This window comes from Microbacterium sp. A20 (genome assembly GCF_004794515.1).
In the GTDB taxonomy this organism is placed as follows: Bacteria; Actinomycetota; Actinomycetes; order Actinomycetales; family Microbacteriaceae; genus Microbacterium.
Genome location: NZ_SSDF01000090.1, coordinates 49,292 through 64,857 on the forward strand (window position 1 = coordinate 49,292; position 15,566 = coordinate 64,857).

A 15,566-nucleotide genomic window follows, 5' to 3' on the forward strand; every position below is an offset into this window, starting at 1 on the left:
GATGGGAGTCCCGTGACGTTGGAAGAAGCGAAATCTGAGGCGCAGGCGATGGAGCTTGAGATTGCGGCGTTGATTCCTGCGGATGTTGTGGCAAATTTCGTCCAGAAGCCAGAAGGAACGCTGTTCGCTTGCGACGATGCGCAACACCGGTGGAAAGGTCTCACAACGGTTGCTCTGGTGCCAGGCACGGACGTCAAAATGGTCGTCAAGGGCGTTGAGGCTCAAATGGCAGACGACGACCGCTTCGAGATGAGGAGCTGGGTCGACCCTGCCGGCGAGTACACCGTGCAGCTGACGTCCCCCGAGACCGCTGCGAACTTCATCTTCGGTGAAGGTATTGAAGAGGGGACTATCGACATCGATTCAGGTTCCAAGTGCTTCACGCTGCCGGAAGGCGTGTATCCCGGAGGGACGTTCTGATGTCCGTCTCACATCCATGACCTGAGATCGCTCCGAGTCGGCGGCCTTCTCGCGCTGTCCGGGTCGGGGATGCCGAGGCGATGTACGTGCCGCTCGATGACATCGGGATGCTGATGGATAACGACAAAGCCCTGAAGTACATGGAAGAGCTGGTGCGCGGATGAGAGCGTCGTGGTGGCAGGCCATTGGCGTCGTTGCGGTGTGCTCGGCGATCTTGGGTGGATGCGCTTTCCTGGCGGAGCGACCCGGACAGGAGAGCAAAGAGACGGCAGATAAGGCAAAGGCCGACGCGCAGGCGATGGAGTTGGAGATCGCGTCGTTGATTCCTGATGACGTCGTCGCCAGCGTCGATCAGAAGCCGGACGGAACGCTGTTCTCCTGTGACGAAGCGCGGCACCATTGGGCAGGATCTACGACCGTGGTGCTCGTCTCCGAGGCTGATGCGACTGAGGTGGTGAAGCAGTTGGAATCAGATGTGCGAGATGAAGGTCGGTTCTCCGTCGAGTCTTGGGTCGATGTCACTGACACGTACAGCGTGCAACTGACGCTGCCTGGTTCGGTGGAGAACTACATCTTCAGCGAGGGAGAGCCGCACACGATCCGCATCGCTTCGGGTTCGGAGTACTTCACGCTGCCGGAGGGCGTCTACCAGGGCGGCACGTTCTGACGGCCGACCCGCCGGCGCCTCCACGCCCCGGTCAGCCCCGGGACGACGCGGTGACCCGCTTCTTCTCCCGGATGTACACCTCGCGGCGGACCTTCGCGACCACGTCGCCCTCGCGGTCCGTGATCACCGTCTCGAACCACTCGAGCACCTTCGCGCCGCCGCGCGCGCGCTCACGGATCTCCTCGGCCTTCTCCTTCGACACCTCGAACTCGGCCGTGAGCACCCCGCGTCCGGGCTTGATGAACTCGATCTCGCCGCGGGTGTCCCACACCACATGGTCGCGCCCGAGCTGATGCATGACGAGCATGAAGAAGTACGGGTCGGTCATGGCCGACATCGAACCGCCGAACGCGGTCTTGACGTAGTTGCGGGTGAAGACGTTCACATGCAGCTCGACGGTGGCGTGGGTCCAGTCCTCGCTGAAGCGGCGGATGCGGATACCGCTGAAGAGGTTCGGGATCCAGAGGCTCATACCGAGGGCGAGGCGGCGGGGCGTGATGCGCATCCCGCCAGTGTGGGGGAGACAGGGCCGGGGGACGAAGACGTCTGGAGGGTAGCTACAGTTGTTCTAGTTCGTATAGAATAACTAGCGATACCGGAGAAGGAGAGTCGGATGCTGATCCGCGTCGATCCCGACAGCCCCCGCGCGCTGTACGACCAGGTGGCGGCGTCCGTGCGCTCGGACATCCTCGCCGGAGTGCTCGCGCCCGGAGACCGCCTTCCCGCGGCGCGAGATGTCGCCGAGGCGCTGGAGATCAACCAGCACACCGTTCTGCACGCCTATCAAAGGCTGCGCGACGAAGGTCTCGTCGATCTGCGTCGAGGCAGGGGGGCCGTCATCGCGACCTCGGCTGCGCCGCTCGCCGAGCTCGCGCACGACATCGATGAGCTGGTGCGTCGGGCCGCAGCTCTCGGGGTGTCTGCCGACACGCTCGCCGGCATCGTCCAGGCGCATCGCCAAGCCCGCACCGTCATGAACCCGATCGAGAACCCCGAGGAGGATTCGCCATGACCGCCCACGACCTCACCCGCACGCCGCCTCCGCTGCTGCGACGTGCACGGCTGACCTTCTTCGTCGTCGCGGTGATCGCGCCGATCACGATCACTGCGATCGCCGTCGTGGTCATGCTCACGTGGCTGCCCACGATGCCGGAGCAGGTCGCGACTCACTGGGGCGTCGGCGGTGCCGACGGCTTCGGGGCTCCGTCCACCTATCTCTGGCTCCTCGTCGGGATCGGACTCGGGCTGCCGTTGCTGATGGCGATCACCACCCTCGCCTCGGTCGGCGCGCACTGGGGCGGCGCGGGACGCCTGATGGGTGCTCTGGCGGCGGGCATGTCACTCTTCGCCGCGATCATGAGCCTCGGCTCGCTCGCGATCCAGCGTGATCTCACCGATATCGCGGACGCGCCGGGCATCGGCGGGATCATGGCGCTGGCGTTCGGGGGGCTCATCGCGGCTGGGGGCATCGCCTGGGCCGTGCAACCCCGCGTGAGAGCGGAGCAGGGACGCACGCTGGAGCCCCGGCACGCCGTCCGTATCGCGAACGGTGAACGCGTCGTGTGGGTCGCCACGACGACCATGCCCCGCGGAGCGCTGGCCTTCCTCTTCATCGTGCTTCTCGGCCTCGTCGCGCTCGCCGCGTACATGCTGGGCACCGGCGTCGCGGGCGGCTGGATCGTGGCCGTGGTCGTGCTCGTCGTGGGCCTCGCACTGGCAGCGACCGCATCCTTCCGCGTCAAGGTCACTCCGGAGGGCTTCGCCGCGCGGGCTCTGTTGGGCTGGCCGCGCATCCGCATTCCGCTCGACGAGATCGAGTCCGCTCGTGCGGTGGAGATCTCGCCGTTCGGTGAGTTCGGCGGTTGGGGCTGGCGTATCTCGGTCGACGGGCGGACCGGCATCGTCATGCGGCAGGGATCCGCGATCGAGGTCAGCCGTCGGGGTCGGCGGCCCTTCATCGTCACCATCGACGGAGCCGAAGAGGCTGCAGCACTGCTCCAGGCCTATGTGGACCGTACTCGAACGCCGGGCGTGACGCCCGCAGAACCCGGAAAGGCCGACTCATGACCGAATCGACTCCACACCCCCGCGCCGTGCACTGGCCCGCCGTCATCGTCTTCGTGGTCGTCGCCTGCGCGCTGGCGTGGCTGGTGGCGCTGCCCCTCTGGCTGGGGGCCGGTCTCGCCGAGCCGATGTCCGTGTTCCTCCTGCCGATCATGATGTTCACTCCTGCCATCGCGGTGCTGGTCGTGACCTTCGCGATGGGGGTGCCCGCCCGGGGCCAGCGTGCACGCTTCCTCGGACTCTGGCCGCTGCGGCCCGCGAAGCGCGTGGTCTGGCTCATGGTCGCGGCCTGGCTCGTCCCACCGGTGCTGGTCGGGCTCACGATCGTCGTGTCCGCGGCGCTCGGGTTCGTGCAGCTTGATCTGACCTTCGCCGGTTTCGCGGCGGAGCTCGCGAAGGCACTGCCCGCCGGTGCCCCCGTGCCCCCGGCCGAGGTCGTGGTGTTCGCCCAGATCGCGATGGTTCCGCTCGGGGCGCTGTTCAACAGCATCTTCGCTTTCGGGGAGGAGATCGGATGGCGAGGCTGGCTGCTTCCGGCGCTGCGACCGCTCGGCACCTGGCCCGCCCTGATCCTCAGCGGCGCGATCTGGGGCCTGTGGCACAGCCCGATCATCCTGCTCGGCTACAACTTCGGGCGCACCGACATCACGGGCGTCCTGTTCATGGTGGGCGGCTGCGTCGCCTGGGGTGTCCTGCTCGGCTGGCTCCGACTGCGCTCCGCATCCGTCTGGCCGGCGGTGATCGCGCACGGATCGCTGAACGCCGCGGCCGGGCTCATCGTCCTGTTCGCGGCCTCGCAGCCCGATCTCGCTCTCGCCGGGCCGCTCGGCGTAGCGGCGTGGATCGTGGTCGCGGCGGTGGTCCTGGTGCTCGTGCTGACCGGCCAGTTCCGGAAGCAGCCCGAGCTCGCCGACGCCCCCGGTCGTCTGCTCTCGCCGCCGCGGGGCTGATGCCGCGGGGGTTGACGGCGATCCGAGGCGGCGGTTGGCTGAGGTCATGGACTCCACCCCCGCCGCCTGGTCGCAGGCCGATTCGTATCTCGCCGACACGCTCGTCGGGCCCGACGCCGACCTGGAGTCGGCTCTCGTCGCACAGCGCGAGGCGGGGCTGCCCGAGATCGAGGTCGCGCCCGTCGCGGGCAAGCTGCTGAACCTGCTCGTCCGCATCAGCGGCGCGAGGCGGGTGCTCGAGATCGGCACCCTCGGCGGGTATTCGACGATCTGGCTCGCCCGGGCCGTCGGACCGGAGGGCCGCGTCGTGACGATCGAGGCGGAGGCCGAGAACGCCGCCGTCGCCCGGGCCAGCATCGACGCCGCCGGAGTCGGCGACCGCGTCGACATCCGCATCGGCAGGGGTGCCGACGTGCTGCCGACGCTGGTCGGCGGGTTCGATCTGGTGTTCATCGACGCCGACAAGGAGTCCAACACCGTCTATCTCGACTGGGCCGCGAGGCTCGGTCACGCGGGCACGGTCGTCGTGCTGGACAACATCGGGCGCGAAGGCGAGATCGTCCGTGACGACAGCAGCGACCCGAAGGTGATCGGCACCCGCGATGGCCTCCGGATGCTGGGGGAGGATCCGCGCTTCGACGCCACGGCTCTGCAGACGGTCGGGGCGAAGGGTTGGGACGGCTTCGCGATCGCCGTCGTGGTCTGAGCCCGCTCCATGCGGAATGCCCGGACGCGTCCCTGGTCCGGTCGCACGGCCGGGCTAGACTGGGCGCGGATCGACGACGCTCCACACCACGTTTTCCCCCTGAGCAAGGAGCACATCAGTGGCACTGATCGAGGCTGTAGGCGCACGCGAGATTCTCGACTCGCGCGGAAACCCGACCGTCGAGGTGGAGGTCCTCCTCGACGACGGCATCGTGCAGCGGGCGGCCGTTCCGTCCGGTGCATCCACCGGCGCGTTCGAGGCGTACGAGCTCCGCGACGGCGACAAGAGCCGCTACGGCGGCAAGGGCGTGCTCAAGGCCGTCGAGGCCATCATCGACGAGCTCGGCCCGGCCATCGAGGGTGTCGAGGCGAGCGAGCAGCGCATCGTCGACGAGATCCTCATCGAGGTCGACGGCACCGAGAACAAGAAGCGCGTCGGCGCCAACGCCATCCTCGGCGTGAGCCTCGCCGTCGCCAAGGCGGCCGCGGATTCGGCCGACCTCCCGCTGTTCCGCTACCTGGGTGGCCCCAACGCCCACGTGCTGCCCGTTCCGCTGTTCAACGTCATCAACGGCGGCGAGCACGCCGACAACGGCATCGACATGCAGGAATTCTTCCTCGCTCCGATCGGCGCCGAGACCTACTCCGAGGCACTGCGCTGGGGCGTCGAGACCTACCACGTGCTGCGTGCCGAGCTGAAGGCCGCGGGCTACGCGACCGGCCTCGGCGACGAGGGCGGCTTCGCCCCCGACCTGCCCAGCAACCGCGAGGGCCTGGACTTCCTGGTCAAGGCGATCGAGAAGGCCGGCTTCACGCCCGGCACCGACATCGCCCTCGGCCTCGACGTCGCAGCGACCGAGTTCTTCAAGGACGGCGTCTACCGCCTCGACAACAAGGACTGGGACGCCGCCGCGCTCACCGAGTACTACGTGGGCCTCGTCAACGACTTCCCGATCGTCACGATCGAGGACGCGCTGGCCGAGGACGACTGGGACAACTGGAAGCACCTCACCGACGCCCTGGGCTCCAAGGTGCAGCTGGTCGGCGACGACCTGTTCGTCACCAACCCGCAGCGCCTCGCCGACGGCATCAAGCGCGGCGTCGCCAACTCGCTGCTCGTCAAGGTCAACCAGATCGGCACGCTCACCGAGACGTTCGATGCGGTCAGCCTGGCGCAGCGCTCCGGCTACACGGCCATGCTGTCGCACCGCTCCGGCGAGACCGAGGACACGACCATCGCCGACCTCGTCGTCGCGACGAACTCCGGCCAGATCAAGGCGGGCGCACCCGCTCGCAGCGAGCGCGTCGCCAAGTACAACCAGCTGCTGCGCATCGAGGAGGAGCTCGGCGACGCCGCGGTCTTCGCCGGTCGCTCGGCTTTCCCGCGCTCGCAGGCTTGAGCGCGGCTGACACACGAAGAAGCCGCGGAAGCGGCGGCTGAGACGGCCGTCATCCGCGGAGCAGGACGCCGCTGAAGCGGCACGACGAAGGAGGGGCCGTGGCACGACGACCGGCTCCTCCTTCGTCGGTTCCGGCCGCGAAGGCGGCCGGAAAGGGCGCCGGCAGATCGAGGGCGTCATCCGTGACCGCCCCCGCGCCCCGAGCCTCGCGCAGGAACCGCGGTGATGCACCGCGCGTCGATGTCCGCGAGTGGGCCTCCGGCATCCGTCTCTCGGCGTTCTCGGTGATCATGTTGTCGCTGGTGGTGTTGGGTGCCTGGGTCCTCGTGCCCACGCTCGGCACGTTCATCGACCAGCGTCAGAAGATCGCGGCGCTGGAGGCATCGGTCCAGGTGAGCGAAGACGAGATCGACGCGCTGATCGCCGAGCGCGAGCGGTGGAACGACCCCGCATACATCACGACTCAGGCGCGCGAGCGCCTCTACTACGTCAAGCCCGGCGAGGTCGTGTATCTGATCGACAACGACCTCGATCCATCGGCGCTCCCGCGCGAGCAGGCACCGGTGAGCGACACGCTCGAGGAGAAGCCGTCGGACTGGATGCCGCAACTCCTGCGCACCCTGGTCGCGACAGGACTCAGCGACACGGCAGTGACCGCTCCCTGAGCGCTCCCTCCGAGCATCCTCTCGGGCGGCTCCCCTACGCTGGAGGGGTGACCACGCCGCCGTTCCCTGCCCCCACGTCCGCCGAGCTCGCCGTCGTCTCGGCCCAGCTCGGCCGTCCCGCCCGTGGTGTGGTGGGTATCGCGGCTCGCTGCGCGTGCGGCAACCCCACGGTCGTCGCCACGACGCCGCGCCTTCCGGACGGCACGCCGTTCCCCACGTTCTACTACCTGACGCACCCGGCGGCCACGGCGGCGATGTCGACCCTCGAGGCCACGCAGGTGATGCCCGAACTCGCGGCGCTCCTGGCCGATGATGAGGAGACCGCTGCCGCCTACCTCGCCGCGCACGAGGCGTACCTCGCCGACCGGACGCAGTTCGGGGAGGTCCCCGAGATCGACGGGATCTCCGCCGGAGGCATGCCCACGCGCGTGAAGTGCCTGCACGCGCTCGCGGGACACGCCCTCGCTGCCGGTCCCGGCGTGAACCCGATCGGCGATGCCGCGCTGGCGCGGTCGTCCTGGTCGCCCGAGGTGTGCCGGTGCGAAGACCCCGGCGCCGCACTGCGAGAAGCGGCGGCGTCACCCGAATGACAGCCCGCCGGACGCTGCGCAGCGCTGCCGCCATGCTGGTGGTCGCGGCGTCTGTGCTGCTCCTCGGCGCCACGGCGACGCCGCCGCCGATCCCTGACGATCCATCCGATCCGACCCGCGCGTCGGAGTATTGGCTCGACGGCGCGAGGATCCGCGAGGCGTGGCAGACGACCCGCGGCAAGGGCGTGACGATCGCCGTGATCGACACGGGCATCGGCAAGGTGCCCGAGGTGTTCGGCGACGCGGTGGTCGGCGGCACGGATGTGTCCGGTGCCGGCACCCCGGATGGACGGACGCCGCTGGGCGCGATCGACGGGAATCACGGCTCGTGGGTGGCGTCGCTCGCGGCCGGACGCGGTGCCCCCGACGGGACCGGCATGATCGGGGTCGCGCCGGAGGCCAACCTCCTCTCCATCTCGGTCGGCTTCGGCGCAGCCGCCGCCGTGCCGTTCACAGAGCAGGTCGCGAAGGGCATGCGCTGGGCGGTCGACAACGGCGCCGACATCATCAACCTCTCCTTCACCACGAACACGCTCGACTGGGATGAGAGCTGGGACGACGCGTTCCTCTATGCGTTCGAGCACGACGTGGTGGTCGTCGTCGCCGCGGGCAACCGGGGGAGCGGCACGAACATCATCGGTGCTCCTGCGACGATCCCCGGCGTGCTCACCGTGGGTGGCGTGGACCAGACGGGAACCGCGAGCGTCGAGGCTTCCACCCAGGGCATCACGATCGGGATCTCGGCACCCAGCGAGGGACTGATCGGTGTCTCCGCCGACGGCAAGGTCGAGCACTGGCGTGGGACGAGCGGCGCGGCGCCCATCGTCGCGGGAGTCGCCGCACTGATCCGCTCCGCGCATCCCGACATCAAGGCGATCGACGTCATCAACCGCATCATCAAGACGGCGATACCGGTCCCGGACGCCACCAAGCCGCAGGATCCGCTCTACGGCTACGGGCTGGTGGACGCCGCCGCGGCGATCTCCGCAGACATCGCGCCGGTGAGCGCGAACCCCATGGGCGACTTGGCGGAATGGGTGCGCTACTTCCGTCGCGCGGAGTCGGAACCGCAGCCCGTTCCCTCGATGACACCGGTCGCCGTGCCGCCGCTGCCCGCGGCCGATGCGCCGAGCGAGGCCGCTTCACCGTTGCTTCCCAGCGCCGATTCACTGCGCTACGGTACCCTGCCGCTCATTGCGCTCACCGTGCCTGGTATCCTGGTAGCGCTTGGCGTCACCGCAGCTGCCCGGCGCATCCGATCGGCGCGCGTTTCCGTACGCCAAATCCCCGACTCCGAGGAGTAGTTCTTCTGTGCCTCAGAACAGCACTGTGCCCAAGATTCTGATCGTCGGCGGAGGGTACGCAGGTTTCTACACCGCGTGGAAGCTCGAGAAGCACCTCCGCAAGGGTGAGGCCGACGTGACCATGGTCGACCCGCTGCCGTACATGACGTACCAGCCGTTCCTGCCCGAGGTGGCCGCCGGCTCCATCGAGGCGCGCCACTCGGTCGTCGCGCACCGTCGTCACCTCAAGCGCACCCACGTCCTCACCGCCAAGGTGACGAACATCAACCACGCGCAGAAGGTCGCGACGATCACGCCGCCCGTCGGCGAGCCGTACGAGTTCGCGTACGACCAGATCGTCGTCACCGCGGGAGCCGTCTCCCGCACCTTCCCGATCCCCGGCATCGCCGACAACGCGATCGGGCTGAAGACGATCGAGGAAGCCGTCGCTATCCGCGACAAGGTCATGTCCAACTTCGACAAGGCCGCGGCTCTTCCCGCCGGTCCCGAGCGCGACCGTCTGCTGTCGGTCGTCGTCGTCGGTGGCGGTTTCGCGGGTATCGAGGTCTTCGCCGAGCTGCGCTCGCTCGCCTCGTCGCTCGTCGGCAAGTACCCGCAGCTCAGCTTCGAGGACACGCATTTCCACCTCATCGAGGCCATGGGGCGCATCATGCCCGAGGTCTCGCTGAAGACCAGCGAGTGGGTGCTGAAGGATCTCGCTAAGCGCGGTGCCAACGTTCACCTCGACACCCAGGTCACCGGCGCCATCGACGGTAACGTCGAGCTCTCCACGGGCGAGGTCATCCCGACCGATGTCATCGTCTGGACCGCGGGTGTCATGGCGAACCCGACCGTGGTTCGTGGCGGAGACCTCCCGGTCGAGGAGCGCGGTCGCATCCAGACCCGTGCCGACCTGCGCGTCGGCACGCCTGAGGCCTTCGTCGAGGGCGCCTGGGCTGCGGGTGACGTGTCCGCCGTTCCCGACCTTTCGGGCGGCGGCGTCGGCGGCTTCTGCGTGCCGAACGCCCAGCACGCTGTCCGTCAGGCCAAGCTCCTCGCGAAGAACCTGGTCGCCGTGCTCCGTGGGGAGAACCCGAAGGAGTACTTCCACAAGAACCTCGGTGCCGTCGCGGGTCTCGGCCTGTACAACGGCGTCTTCCAGTCCGGCAAGATCGCACTCAAGGGCTTCGTGGCCTGGGTCGCGCACCGCGGCTACCACGGCCTCGCGATGCCCACGTGGGAGCGCAAGTTCCGTGTGATCTGGGGCTGGTGGAACAACCTGTGGCTCGGCCGCGACCTGGTGAACCTCGAGACGGTGCAGAACCCGCGTTACGTCTTCGAGGAGTTCGCCGCCCGTCCGCGTCCGGCAGCTCCCGCGGCGCCTGTCGCGGACGCCGCTCCTGCCGCGAAGGCTGCTCCGGCGGCATCGGCTGAGGCACCGGAGGCGACTGCCGCCGCGAAGAAGCCCGCGGCCAAGAAGCCGGCCGCGAAGAAGCCTGCGGCGAAGAAGCCTGCCGCCGAGAAGGCTCCTGAGCCGGCCGAGGCTGCAGCCAAGTAGCTGACTCTCGAACCGATGGATCGGCCCCGCGCGCTCTGCGCCGGGGCCGATCTTCGTTTCTTCGGGCCGGCTCCGAGGCGAAGCACAGGTGCAGCCGCTAGCGTGGAGGCAGCAAGGGGAGTACTCCCGTCTGCAGCGTCGTCGTCATTACGAGCATGAGATCGTGCTCCGGCCCGCTGGCCCGCGAGGGTGGAGGAGACCTTGGCACCCGCATCGCGGGGTGCCGAGAAACCCCTGCCGTCGCTTCGACCTGGGAATCCCCGGTGGCCCGCACCACGAAAGGGACACCCATGGGAAAGCTCTCCCGCCTGATCGGACTCGCCACGGACGCGCTCGACAAGAGTGCCGGGTCCGGACGCAACGACCATTCGGCGGGCGGATCCCGCTCGACGGACTGGGGCGGCATGCTCCGCGGAGCCGTGGACGCGGTCCGAGGCCCGGCCGACGGCGGCCCGCGAGTCGAGCAGAGCGCACCGCCCGCGGCTGCAGACCCGTATGCACCGCCGGCGTCCGGCGCTCGGAGCGGTGCGGCCGGTTCCCCTCGTCCGAGGGATGCATACGCACCCCCGGCTGCGCCGGCGTCCCGTTCCTCGAACGTGGCGTCCGACGCCGACCGGGCAGCGATCGCCCGGTATGACTATCTGCTGCAGACGGCCGACCCGCAGCGTGTCGAGCAGATCCACCGGGAGGCATTCGCCCGTCTGACGCCCGAGCAGCGCACGCTCGTCGAGGCACGGATGCGGCAGGAGCTCGAGCCGGGGGAGCGTCCGAGGTCTTCGTCGCCGGACGACCTCGCCCGCGCTGCCGGACGCGCCGAGGCCATGAAGCCGGGGCGGATGCGCGGACTCCTGTCGCGGGTGCGTGGTGCCGGCGCCGGTGGTGCTGCGGTCGCCGCAGGCGGCGCGGCGGTGGGACTCCTCGGCGTGGTCGCCGGGGGTGCGGTGCTCAGCACGGTGGCCGGTCCGCTTCTCGAGCAGGCCGCGAACATCGGCGTCGACTTCGGTGCTCTGGCGGAGGGCATCGACGTCGAGTCGCTCGCCGCCGGAATCGACGTCGAGTCGATCGCCGGCGGGGCAGGCGACCTGATGGGTTCCGCGGGGGAGGCGGCGTCCGGACTCGGCGAGGCGGCCACCGGGTGGGGAGAACGACTCGGAGACCTGGGCATCCCGGGCATCGGCGATCTCTTCGGACGCTGAGCGCGGATGTTCTTCGCAACCGACGCTCAGCACGGCTTCAGCGGCCTCACCGGGTTCGCGGCCGATGTGCTCACCTCCCTCGGCGACGTCGGGGTCGGTGTGCTCGTCTTCCTCGAGGTGCTGATCCCGCCGATCCCGAGCGAGGTGATCCTGCCGTTCGCGGGCTACCTCAGCCAGAGCGGAGAGCTGAATCTGGGCTGGCTCATCTTCTGGAGCACCCTTGCCTCCTGGTTGGGAGCACTGTTGCTCTACGGGCTCGGCGCGGCGATCGGCATGCAGCGCGCAGTGCGACTGCTGGCGTCGACCCGACTGGTGAGCCGCTCGGATCTGGAGCGCGGAGCGGACTGGTTCACGCGCAGCGGGGGCTGGACTGTGCTCGTGGGGCGGATGGTCCCGGGCGTGCGCAGCCTCATCTCGATCCCGGCCGGGGCATCGCGCATGAATCTCGTCACCTTCAGCGTCTACACGGTCGTCGGCAGCGGCGCCTGGAACACTCTGCTCCTCGGCGTCGGTGCGGCGCTCGGCACGCAGCACGAGCAGCTGGAGCAGTACCTCGGATACCTCGACTACGCCGTCTACACGGCGATCGCGGTCGCCCTCGTGGTGCTGGTCGCTCGCCGGGTGCGAGAAGCGGCGGGAGAGCGGAGAGCTGTTGCGGACGGCGAGGAGTGAGAAGCCGAAGTGCCCCCGCTGGGACTCGAACCCAGACTGAAGCGATTTTAAGTCGCCTGCCTCTGCCATTGGGCTACGGGGGCCGCGTCGTCAGCCTATCGCCGCGCGGCGGCTGCGACCGGGTGCCGCGGGGGATGATCCGGAGTATGGGGAGGCCTTAGGGTGGGGGAGTGCTCGACCTCATCGACGAACTGAGCCCCGTTCAGGGTGCGCCCGCGATCGCCCCGGAGTGGGAGGATCCGGCCCGTTACTGGCCACGCCTCTCCGCCGCGACCGGACACCTGCCGGCGCCAGTCGGGGTGATCGACCGAGACGCGCTCCGCTACAACGCGATGGACCTGCTGGTGCGCGCAGGCGGACTCCCCATCCGTGTCGCCTCCAAGTCGGTGCGCGTGCGGGCCGTGCTCGACGCAGTGCTGAAACTCCCCGGATTCCGTGGCATCCTCGCGTTCACGCTCGAGGAGGCGCTGTGGCTGGCCGAGACGCACGACGACATCATGCTCGGCTATCCGACGGTGGATCGCGCGGGTCTGGAGCGGCTCTTCGCCGACGAGCAGGCGGCGCAGCGCATCACGCTGATGGTCGACGATCTCGTCCACCTCGACCTGATCGACAGTGTCGCCGGTCCCGCAGCCCGCCCCGAGATCCGGGTCGCGATCGACGTCGACGCGTCCTGGCGATCCTCGATCCTCGGCCACATCGGAGTCCGACGATCGGCGCTCTTCACCGCCGGCGAGGTCGCCGGCTTCGCCCGCAAGGTCGTCGCTCGGCCCGGGTTCCGGCTCGTCGGACTGCAGATGTACGACGCGCAGATCGCGGGTCAGGGCGACGATGCCGGGCCCGACGCGCCACTGATCCGCATGGTGCAGGCGCGCTCGAGGAACGAATTGCGGGAGCGTCGGGCGGCCATCGTCGCCGCCGTGGGGGCGATCGCTCCGCTGGAGATCCTCAACGGCGGCGGCACCGGCTCGCTCGAGTTCACGGGCAGCGACGAATCACTCACCGAGGCGAGCGCGGGGAGCGGGCTGCTCGGCGGCCATCTGTTCGACGGATACCGGTCGTTCCGCCCCGCCCCGGCCTCGGCCTTCGCGTTCGATGTGGTGCGCCGGCCGGCCGACGACATCGCCACGGTGCTGGGCGGAGGGTGGATCGCCTCCGGCCCTGCTCTCGCCTCCCGTCAGCCGCGCCCGGTGTGGCCCGAGGGACTCCGCACGCTCGGGCGTGAGGCCGCCGGCGAGGTGCAGACGCCGCTGCAGGGGCCTGCCGCGACGTCGCTGGGAGTGGGGGATCGCGTCTGGTTCCGGCATGCGAAGAGCGGAGAGCCCGCGGAGCGCATCGAGCGCTATCACCTGGTGTCGGGGGAGCAGGTCATCGACGAGCTTCCCACCTACCGCGGCGAGGGAAAGGCGTTCCTGTGACGAGAATCGGCGGCTCCTGGCAGAACTGGGGCCGGTCGGCCTCGGTGCGTCCCGTGCGCGTGGAGCGTCCGCGCAGTCCCGAGGGTGTGCAGCGCGCGGTGATCGCGGCGGTGAAGCACGGTCTCAGCGTGAAGGCCGTGGGCGCGGGGCACAGCTTCACCGGCATCGCCGTCGCGCCCGGCGTCCTGTTGGAACTCGACGACCTGCAGGGTCTCGTCTCGGCGGATGCGGCCAGCGGACGGGTCACCCTTCTCGCGGGTACGAGGCTGCATCGCATCCCCGGCCTGCTCGCCCCCTACGGGCTGGCCATGGAGAACCTCGGTGACATCGACCGTCAGTCCATCTCCGGGGCGATCTCCACCGGAACCCATGGCACCGGCGCGCAGTTCGGCGGCCTGGCGACACAGGTCGTCGGCATCACCATGGTCACGGCCGAAGGAGAACTCCTCCGCATCGACGACGAGCACGAGAGCGAACTGCTGCCGGCCGTCGCGCTCGGGCTCGGTGCGCTCGGCATCATCGTCGAGGTCACGCTGCAGTGCGTCCCGGCTTTCGTCATGCACGCCATCGATGAGCCCGCCCCTCTCGACGACGTGCTCGCCACGCTCGATGAGCGCGTGGCCGCCTCGGATCACTTCGAGTTCTACTGGTTCCCGCACACCGACGTCGCGCTGACGAAGCGTCAGACACGGCTGCCGGAGTCGACGGTGCGCAAACCGCTCCCCGTGGTCGGCAGATGGATCGACGAGACGCTCCTCTCCAACGGCGTCTACCGGGTTGTGTGCGCCGCGGGGCAGGTCGTTCCGGCGATGACGCCGCCGTTCAGCAGACTGGCCGTGAAGCTCACCGGAGACCGTGAGTACACCGAGCTGTCGCATCGGGTGCTCATCCAGAGCCGGACCGTGCGGTTCCGTGAGATGGAGTATGCGCTGCCGGCCGAGAATGTCGTGCCGGCGTTCCAGGCGGTCCGCGCCCTGATCGCTCAGCGCGGGTGGCGCATCGAGTTCCCGATCGAAGTGCGCTTCGCGGCGGAGGACGACCGGTGGCTGTCGACGGCGCATGGGCGCTCGAGCGCCTACATCGCGGTGCACCGGTATTGGCGCGCCGACCCGTCGGAATACTTCAACGCGGTGGAGGAGATCATGCTCGAGTTCGGTGGCCGCCCGCACTGGGGGAAGCTGCACACTCTGACGGACGAGACGCTCCGCGAGCGCTATCCGCGATTCGACGACTTCGTCGGGCTCCGCGACCGCCTGGATCCGGAGCGGCGCTTCACGAATCGCTATCTCGATCGCGTGCTCGGAGCCTGACACGGTCCGAGACCGCGGCCCCGGCATGCGCCCAGTCCACGTGCAGGGTGCGCGTCTAGGATGAGAGAAACACGAGGAAGGGTGGGCCTCTGATGGAATGGCTCGTGCCGGTACTGATCGTTGTCGGAGTGATCCTGCTCGCCGGCATCTATCTGTGGGCCACGTACAACTCGCTGGTGCAGCTGAAGGTCCGCGTCGACGAGGCGTGGAGCGGCATCACGGTGCAGCTGAAGCGACGAGCCGACCTCATCCCCAACCTCATCGAGACGGTCAAGGGGTACGCCTCCCACGAGAAGGCCGTCTTCGAGAACGTCACCCGTGCGCGCGCCGAGACGCTGTCCGCCGGCGGGCCCGGTGAGGCCGGAATCGCCGAGGGACACCTCCAACAGGCACTTCGCAGTCTTTTCGCGGTCGCCGAGGCGTATCCGCAGCTGCAGGCGAGCACGAACTTCCTCCAGGTACAGCAGGCGTTGGTCGATACGGAAGACAAGATCCAGGCCGCGCGTCGCTTCTACAACGGCGGCGTTCGCGAGCTCAACACCAAGATCAAGGTCTTCCCGAACAACCTGTTCGCCAAGGGACTCGGCTTCACCGAGCGCGAGTTCTTCGAGGTCGCCGACAACAGCGCGATCTCCGAGCCGCCCCGCGTGCAGTTCTGATCCGACGCG

At 69.0% G+C, this 15,566-nt stretch carries 17 protein-coding genes and 1 tRNA gene; 16 read left to right on the plus strand and 2 right to left on the minus strand.

From position 1 onward, the window contains the following. The first annotated feature begins 12 nt into the window (after nucleotides 1-12). Together DW298_RS16170 and DW298_RS16175 are read left to right on the plus strand one after the other, a co-directional pair. On the plus strand, nucleotides 13-420 hold the full coding sequence (locus DW298_RS16170; protein ID WP_136043495.1) for a hypothetical protein: 408 nt from the start codon (nucleotides 13-15) through the stop codon (nucleotides 418-420). Between the two features lie 160 nt (nucleotides 421-580). Further along, nucleotides 581-1,087: a hypothetical protein gene (locus tag DW298_RS16175; RefSeq protein WP_136043496.1), complete on the plus strand. Its 507-nt coding sequence runs from the start codon at nucleotides 581-583 to the stop codon at nucleotides 1,085-1,087. A 31-nt stretch (nucleotides 1,088-1,118) separates the two neighbouring features. Here DW298_RS16175 and DW298_RS16180 read toward each other — a convergent pair whose 3' ends face one another. Continuing rightward, entirely contained in the window at nucleotides 1,119-1,592 is a 474-nt protein-coding gene (locus DW298_RS16180; RefSeq protein ID WP_136043497.1) for a DUF4442 domain-containing protein, read from the minus strand. 108 nt (nucleotides 1,593-1,700) lie between these two features. Between DW298_RS16180 and DW298_RS16185 the strand changes: the two genes are divergently transcribed. From DW298_RS16185 to DW298_RS16235, 11 genes are all read left to right on the plus strand, one after another. Continuing rightward, the gene (locus DW298_RS16185) at nucleotides 1,701-2,099 is read left to right on the plus strand and encodes a GntR family transcriptional regulator (RefSeq protein ID WP_136043498.1); all 399 of its coding nucleotides are present in this window, start codon (nucleotides 1,701-1,703) and stop codon (nucleotides 2,097-2,099) included. Further along, entirely contained in the window at nucleotides 2,096-3,154 is a 1,059-nt protein-coding gene (locus tag DW298_RS16190) for a DUF1648 domain-containing protein (protein WP_136043499.1), read from the plus strand. Before DW298_RS16185 ends, DW298_RS16190 begins: the two co-directional genes overlap by 4 nt. Further along, the gene (locus DW298_RS16195) at nucleotides 3,151-4,101 is read left to right on the plus strand and encodes a type II CAAX endopeptidase family protein (RefSeq protein WP_136043500.1); all 951 of its coding nucleotides are present in this window, start codon (nucleotides 3,151-3,153) and stop codon (nucleotides 4,099-4,101) included. The genes DW298_RS16190 and DW298_RS16195 overlap by 4 nt, the downstream gene beginning before the upstream one ends. A 46-nt stretch (nucleotides 4,102-4,147) precedes the next feature. Beyond that, nucleotides 4,148-4,807, plus strand: a complete 660-nt coding sequence (locus DW298_RS16200; protein ID WP_136043501.1) for a class I SAM-dependent methyltransferase — start codon at nucleotides 4,148-4,150, stop codon at nucleotides 4,805-4,807. A gap of 118 nt (nucleotides 4,808-4,925) precedes the next feature. After that, nucleotides 4,926-6,206 carry a phosphopyruvate hydratase gene (gene eno / locus DW298_RS16205; protein ID WP_136043502.1) on the plus strand — a complete coding sequence of 427 codons (1,281 nt, stop codon included), beginning with the start codon at nucleotides 4,926-4,928 and terminating at the stop codon, nucleotides 6,204-6,206. 182 nt (nucleotides 6,207-6,388) lie between these two features. Beyond that, nucleotides 6,389-6,871: a septum formation initiator family protein gene (locus DW298_RS16210; protein ID WP_240745166.1), complete on the plus strand. Its 483-nt coding sequence runs from the start codon at nucleotides 6,389-6,391 to the stop codon at nucleotides 6,869-6,871. 47 nt (nucleotides 6,872-6,918) lie between these two features. Next, entirely contained in the window at nucleotides 6,919-7,461 is a 543-nt protein-coding gene (locus DW298_RS16215; RefSeq protein WP_136043504.1) for a DUF501 domain-containing protein, read from the plus strand. Then, nucleotides 7,458-8,765 (plus strand): S8 family serine peptidase, encoded by a 1,308-nt coding sequence (locus tag DW298_RS16220; protein WP_136043505.1) that lies wholly within the window; start codon nucleotides 7,458-7,460, stop codon nucleotides 8,763-8,765. The genes DW298_RS16215 and DW298_RS16220 overlap by 4 nt, the downstream gene beginning before the upstream one ends. A gap of 25 nt (nucleotides 8,766-8,790) precedes the next feature. Continuing rightward, nucleotides 8,791-10,302, plus strand: a complete 1,512-nt coding sequence (locus tag DW298_RS16225; protein WP_136043506.1) for an FAD-dependent oxidoreductase — start codon at nucleotides 8,791-8,793, stop codon at nucleotides 10,300-10,302. A 290-nt stretch (nucleotides 10,303-10,592) separates the two neighbouring features. After that, nucleotides 10,593-11,498 carry a cation-transporting ATPase gene (locus tag DW298_RS16230; protein WP_136043507.1) on the plus strand — a complete coding sequence of 302 codons (906 nt, stop codon included), beginning with the start codon at nucleotides 10,593-10,595 and terminating at the stop codon, nucleotides 11,496-11,498. 6 nt (nucleotides 11,499-11,504) lie between these two features. Next, complete coding sequence (locus tag DW298_RS16235) at nucleotides 11,505-12,170, plus strand: DedA family protein (RefSeq protein ID WP_136043508.1); 666 nt, start codon at nucleotides 11,505-11,507, stop codon at nucleotides 12,168-12,170. Between the two features lie 10 nt (nucleotides 12,171-12,180). Here the strand turns inward: DW298_RS16235 and DW298_RS16240 are convergent. After that, nucleotides 12,181-12,253 (minus strand) — tRNA-Leu (locus tag DW298_RS16240). A gap of 87 nt (nucleotides 12,254-12,340) precedes the next feature. On the opposite strand from DW298_RS16240, the gene DW298_RS16245 reads away from it, so the two are divergent. From DW298_RS16245 to DW298_RS16255, 3 genes are all read left to right on the plus strand, one after another. Then, a complete protein-coding gene (locus DW298_RS16245; protein WP_136043509.1) occupies nucleotides 12,341-13,588 on the plus strand; it encodes an alanine racemase in 1,248 nt (415 codons plus the stop codon). Next, nucleotides 13,585-14,898 carry a D-arabinono-1,4-lactone oxidase gene (locus DW298_RS16250; RefSeq protein WP_136043510.1) on the plus strand — a complete coding sequence of 438 codons (1,314 nt, stop codon included), beginning with the start codon at nucleotides 13,585-13,587 and terminating at the stop codon, nucleotides 14,896-14,898. The genes DW298_RS16245 and DW298_RS16250 overlap by 4 nt, the downstream gene beginning before the upstream one ends. 92 nt (nucleotides 14,899-14,990) lie before the next feature. Beyond that, nucleotides 14,991-15,557 carry a LemA family protein gene (locus tag DW298_RS16255; protein WP_136043511.1) on the plus strand — a complete coding sequence of 189 codons (567 nt, stop codon included), beginning with the start codon at nucleotides 14,991-14,993 and terminating at the stop codon, nucleotides 15,555-15,557. Nucleotides 15,558-15,566 lie beyond the last annotated feature (9 nt).